The organism is Carboxylicivirga fragile (genome assembly GCF_050589805.1).
Taxonomy (GTDB): domain Bacteria; phylum Bacteroidota; class Bacteroidia; order Bacteroidales; family Marinilabiliaceae; genus Carboxylicivirga; species Carboxylicivirga fragile.
Genome location: NZ_JBNGOY010000112.1, coordinates 1 through 1615 on the forward strand (window position 1 = coordinate 1; position 1615 = coordinate 1615).

Annotated in this window: 1 protein-coding gene; it reads right to left on the minus strand. The window is 37.6% G+C overall.

Translation table 11 applies throughout. The features are described from left to right. Positions 1 to 135 precede the first annotated feature (135 nt). Positions 136 to 1575, minus strand: a complete 1440-nt coding sequence (locus tag ACRD7B_RS22695; RefSeq protein WP_430826960.1) for a DUF4132 domain-containing protein — start codon at positions 1573 to 1575, stop codon at positions 136 to 138. Between the last annotated feature and the right edge of the window lie 40 nt (positions 1576 to 1615).

Consider the following 1615-nt stretch of genomic DNA (forward strand, 5'->3'; position numbering starts at 1 on the left):
GTACTGTAATACTTTTTCTGTGTACTCATTTTTCTAAGATATTATTTTGGTCTTAATATCTCTAAAAAATCGTCCGTGTAAATTTAGCAACTCCACTTAATTTTTTTTTCTTTTCAGTGTACAATTTATATCACCTTACAACTGCTGAAGAATGGTAGGATCCTTTATCTCCTTATCCTTTGCCAGCATTAATACTTTTGATAATATTTCTGCGGTTTTAGGATCGTCATCAATAAAAGGTAAAAACATTCTTCCTCTGTGTTGTGAATGAACTGGTAATATTGAGAGTGATGAACTGGCCACCTTGTGGCATACACCACTACCCAGATGAACCGAGTACTCACCTAAGTCTCCTGCTATCTTAGCGTGATTCTCCGATAAAGTCACATTATTCAGTTTAAACAGACTGCAAGTTTCCTTGACAATGGCAGTACGTAACTCGATGGATGACTGACTTGCCTCAGGATCAACATCTCCAACATGAGCTACACTAACAACCAAATCGATGTCCCGCATTGTTTCCGAGAAAATGAGTTTATCAACCTTCTCAAAAGGTAGACGCTTACCATCTTTCCGACTAAAGAACTCAACCGTTTCCAGTGTTGGTGCTTCTGTATCAGCTGGCGAAAACCAATCAGCCATAGCAAACATTCTGGCAATGGTATTTTGTTTATGATTCACCTTCTGAAGGCCTTCTTCATAATCAACTGTCCAGTGTTGACTTTTAAGAAGAGCCACTGTTTTCTTTGGTTGAACCTGATGACCTGCATACCTTCGTGATACAGCCTTCTCTTTTAATTCATCACTTGTAGGAACATACAACTCTCTGAATATTTGCTTAAAAGGTTGTGTCAATTTATTAGTGAAGCAATACTTCTGAAAAGAAGCCCATGTTTTTGATTCATATAAATCCACGCAATGCGCCAATCTGATCTCATCTGAAAGAGTAGCTAATTCACCATCAGGTTTTAAAAGCTTATTATCCTGCCAGAAACCAACATCACCATTTGAAGCTAAGACCAATTTGTTAATCATTGGCGCCACAACTGGATGTTGCGTTAAGGTTTCTATTTCTTTGGAAGAAAAAACATCCCCATTAATCATAGCATTTTCGAGACTCTTGCGTGTTCGTCTGTACTGCTCTCGAAGTGTTTTATTATACTCCTTCAGTTTAACTAAAGACGGCTCTTTTCTGTATTTAGCAGGGATTGATTTTAATTTCTTACCATCTTTAATCGCAATAATTGAAGACTTACCCTGTTCATCAATCTCAAGCCTTATTTGGGTATCAGTAAACTCAATGGTTCCAGCTTTTTGCATTATTTCCTGTGCTTCCTTTGTTTCCATTGCCCACTGTAGTCGTATTGGATCTGGATAGCCAGCTGTTCGAGCTAGGTTCTCCATAGCAACTTTCACAGCAACACCTTCACTTGCCTGTCGTTGAGAGCCAAACTGTTTACTCTCCTTTTTAAACTGCTGCAAAAATTGATAGCGTTTAAGTACATCTTTTTCAGGGTTTGCCTTACTGGAGTTGCTAAATTTACACGGACGATTTTTTAGAGATATTAAGACCAAAATAATATCTTAGAAAAATGAGTACACAGAAAAAGTATTA